This is a genomic window from Acinetobacter sp. TY1 (assembly GCF_048551395.1).
GTDB lineage: Bacteria > Pseudomonadota > Gammaproteobacteria > Pseudomonadales > Moraxellaceae > Acinetobacter.
The window spans coordinates 1-3,322 of record NZ_JBLYZK010000062.1 but is presented as its reverse complement, the minus strand read 5'-3'; the positions used below and the strand labels follow the sequence as shown (position 1 = coordinate 3,322).

Sequence of the window (3,322 nt, the reverse complement as noted above, 5' to 3'; positions counted from 1 at the left end):
AAGCACGATGATAAGACCATAAAAGTGGAAAAAACAAACTCAATGCGATAAAACCACATGTGCCAAATAATGAAGGATCTTTAGAAATTCCACCAGTCAACGCATCTAAATTAACAATACTGTCTTTACCATAATATGCAAAAAGACAGTACGCTTTTTCAGTTGAAAGTACACTAGCCGATGCAACCAATAAACTCAGTACCGCAATGACTCGAATACCTTGATTAATCAAATTCCTTTGGTCTAAAACATAACAATCACTTTCTTTATCCAATATTTTCATTTTATCTTCTTTAAAAATTCAATTCTTTTTCTTTTGCCCTTGAAATATTTTACACAAAGCGTCATGTTAGATGCCGAGTTTAAGATTGTTTTGTCATTCAGACATCATATAGGTCATTTATATTCCATATTCTGATCTCAATGAATGTACAAAATAATTACCTGTGTAAAATAGTGTTCCATTTTAGCTAAATTCATTTTTCCGATTTTAGCGATGAAAAAATACTATTTCACCAATAACAAGATTTTCGTTATTCTAAGTCCAAATTAGATGTAAACCTTTATCATGGAGAAAATGATGAGCTTAATTAATACTGAAGTTAAACCATTTAAAACAACTGCGTTCCAAAACGGTCAATTCATTGAAGTAACTGAAGCTGATCTTAAAGGTAAATGGTCTGTTGTATTCTTCTATCCAGCTGACTTCACTTTTGTTTGCCCAACTGAACTTGGTGACCTTGCAGACAACTATGCTGAATTCAAAAAATTAGGTGTTGAAATCTATTCAGTTTCTACTGACACTCATTTCACGCATAAAGCTTGGCACGATTCTTCTGCTGAAATCAAAAAAATCGAATACGTAATGGTTGGCGATGCAAATTGGACGCTTGCTAAGAACTTTGATGTTCTAATCGAATCTGCTGGTCTTGCTGATCGTGGTACTTTCGTTATCGATCCAGAAGGTAAAATTCAAATCGTTGAAATCAACGCTGGCGGTATCGGTCGTGATGCTCAAGAACTTCTTCGTAAAGTTAAAGCTGCTCAATATGTTCACGCTCACCCAGGTGAGGTTTGCCCTGCTAAATGGAAAGAAGGCGATGCTACTTTAGCTCCTTCAATCGACTTAGTTGGTAAAATCTAATTTAGAATTAGACTGAACGAATAAAAAACCACGCTTTTATGCGTGGTTTTTTATTCATTATTTTATAGAAATAACGACATTTTTTTTGCTTATTACTCAATTGAATATTCATTGCAAAAAATAACTAAATAATTTACAAAACTGCTCTACAGCAATGTAAGTGTTTAGATTAATTTCAAGAGACGCAGAGTAATTTTTATATAAAATCAAAGATAAATTTAAGGAGGTTGCTTATGGGATCAATGATTACCGTGACTTCTTGGAAGTACAGTGCTTCTTCACGGTATTTAAAAATTTTCTATAACAATGGTTCAGGTGAGCTTTATCACCCAGTGCCCGAGTTCATTTATAATAATTTACTACGTTGTAATGATAAGACTGCTTTTGTACATAAATATTTGGAATATGACTTACATTTCACCAGAATATCCGTTTTATAACATCACACATACAGCATTAAAAATCAGGGATACTTCCCTGATTTTTATGCATGTTAAAATCATTCACTTAAACATCACTAAAAATAAGCCTGCACCTAAAGATAATGTTGTCGTCATAAAACGACCATCTTGCTTAACTTGTTGAATAAAGCTTTTTACTTCCGATGCATGTGAAATTACATTATCAACAATTAACACACCACCCTTAGGATGAATCATCTTCTGTAAGTATGTCCAATAGTTCAAATAAGCATCACGCTCAGCATCAAGTAAAATAAAATCATACACTTCACTTGAATGCTGTAAAAAATCCTGTGCATCTGTAACAACAAAATCAATAACATGATCAAGATTTAATTCTTCTGAATACTTTTTTGCCTGTGCTGTACGCAAAGCATCAATTTCAAGTGTAGTAACTTTCCCATTGGTTTCTTGTGCAGCATTTGCAAGCCAAAGTGTTGAATAACCTGTAGAAGTCCCTATTTCCAAAATACGTTTAGACTGCTGTATACGAATCTGCATAGCCAAATACAAAGCAGACTCAGGTTCAATGTTACGATAACGATTTAACCGATCGATTTGTGTTGCATCGAACTTAATAAAGCCTTGATATAACTCATTAACACGACTTAAAAAACTTGTGCTCAAACTCATATAATCTTCCTTTTAGGCTTCAATACAGACTCATTCTGCATATTAAACAGGTCATTCTAATGACAATATTTTCCCTACACGTTTTCAATCCATTTTTTCAGTATCTTGAATCAATTTAAAGCGTGGAACTTCACTATTCTCTGTATTTTTTACAGTTTCGATAAACATTGAAAGTGGTCTTACCCACATAGAATAGTCACCATATAGACATTGATATACCACGAATTTTTCTTGTGTTTCACTGTGTGTTGCCACATTAAAAACTTGATATAACTGCCCCTTATAATGTTGATATATCCCACGTTTCAACATAATTTTAGACTCCTATTCAATGTATTTATAAAGTTAAATCATACGCTAAACAATGCACAATAATCATCTAGAAATAAAAAAACTCGCCCTAGAGCGAGTTTTTTGAATTTAACTTTAAACTTAAGAAAAATCTAATTCTTTTTCAAACGCTTTAAGCTCATGACGAGACATTGCAAGATTTGATTTTGAACGGTCTAAAACTAGATAAAGGAACAGGTTTTCATTTGAATCGAGTGGACGAATCAAATGGTACTGTTTGCCAAGTGTGATTAGAATATCTTCAATTTCGTCATCAAGTTTAAGTGCTTTAGCAACTTTACGTTTAGCACGTACAACTTCTGTGTTACCTGCTGCTGCCAATTCAAGGTCTACACCTGTACCAGCTGTTGCAAGAGATAAACCGCTTTCGCTATCTACTAATGCAGCACAAATGAAACCATCGATATCTGTTAATTGATCAAGTGTAATACGAGCCATGAGCTTCCCTTTTTTTTGTTTCACATTATTGTTTATTCTAAGTGGCAATTTTATTTTGCTGATTAGAACCTTCTTCATTATGAGAAATGAATATTTTTATTTATTTCTCATTATTTTAATAAACCTGTCAACTTCAATATCTTTTATATCTATTTTAAATAAACAGGTTATTTTTATGTTCTGCTAATTTTTATTAACATAAACATATATTTTTGACTGGCTTTGTTGCACAAAGATTTAAAAGATAACACTCTGCTCATTTGAACAGAATTCAAGTGACAACTTGGGTATGAGG

At 32.8% G+C, this 3,322-nt stretch carries 6 protein-coding genes; 2 read left to right on the top strand and 4 right to left on the bottom strand.

Going from position 1 to position 3,322, the window contains the following annotated elements; all coding sequences use genetic code 11:
- On the bottom strand, window positions 1-283 hold a 283-nt coding region (locus tag ACK2M2_RS16305), incomplete at its 3' end, for a hypothetical protein (RefSeq protein WP_409512963.1).
- Between the two features lie 297 nt (window positions 284-580).
- On the opposite strand from ACK2M2_RS16305, the gene ahpC reads away from it, so the two are divergent.
- Together ahpC and ACK2M2_RS16295 are read left to right on the top strand one after the other, a co-directional pair.
- Window positions 581-1,144, top strand: coding sequence for an alkyl hydroperoxide reductase subunit C (gene ahpC, locus ACK2M2_RS16300; RefSeq protein ID WP_409512962.1), 564 nt, complete (start codon window positions 581-583; stop codon window positions 1,142-1,144).
- Window positions 1,145-1,377: 233 nt separating this feature from the next.
- On the top strand, window positions 1,378-1,584 hold the full coding sequence (locus ACK2M2_RS16295; protein WP_409512961.1) for a KTSC domain-containing protein: 207 nt from the start codon (window positions 1,378-1,380) through the stop codon (window positions 1,582-1,584).
- Between the two features lie 63 nt (window positions 1,585-1,647).
- On the opposite strand, the gene ACK2M2_RS16290 is transcribed toward ACK2M2_RS16295, so the two are convergent.
- The 3 genes from ACK2M2_RS16290 to ACK2M2_RS16280 all read right to left on the bottom strand — a co-directional run bounded on the left by ACK2M2_RS16290 (window position 1,648) and on the right by ACK2M2_RS16280 (window position 3,027).
- The gene (locus tag ACK2M2_RS16290; RefSeq protein WP_419349896.1) at window positions 1,648-2,238 is read right to left on the bottom strand and encodes an O-methyltransferase; all 591 of its coding nucleotides are present in this window, start codon (window positions 2,236-2,238) and stop codon (window positions 1,648-1,650) included.
- Window positions 2,239-2,322: 84 nt separating this feature from the next.
- Complete coding sequence (locus ACK2M2_RS16285; protein ID WP_409512964.1) at window positions 2,323-2,553, bottom strand: DUF1653 domain-containing protein; 231 nt, start codon at window positions 2,551-2,553, stop codon at window positions 2,323-2,325.
- 117 nt (window positions 2,554-2,670) lie between these two features.
- Complete coding sequence (locus ACK2M2_RS16280) at window positions 2,671-3,027, bottom strand: roadblock/LC7 domain-containing protein (RefSeq protein ID WP_409512959.1); 357 nt, start codon at window positions 3,025-3,027, stop codon at window positions 2,671-2,673.
- Window positions 3,028-3,322: the final 295 nt, after the last annotated feature.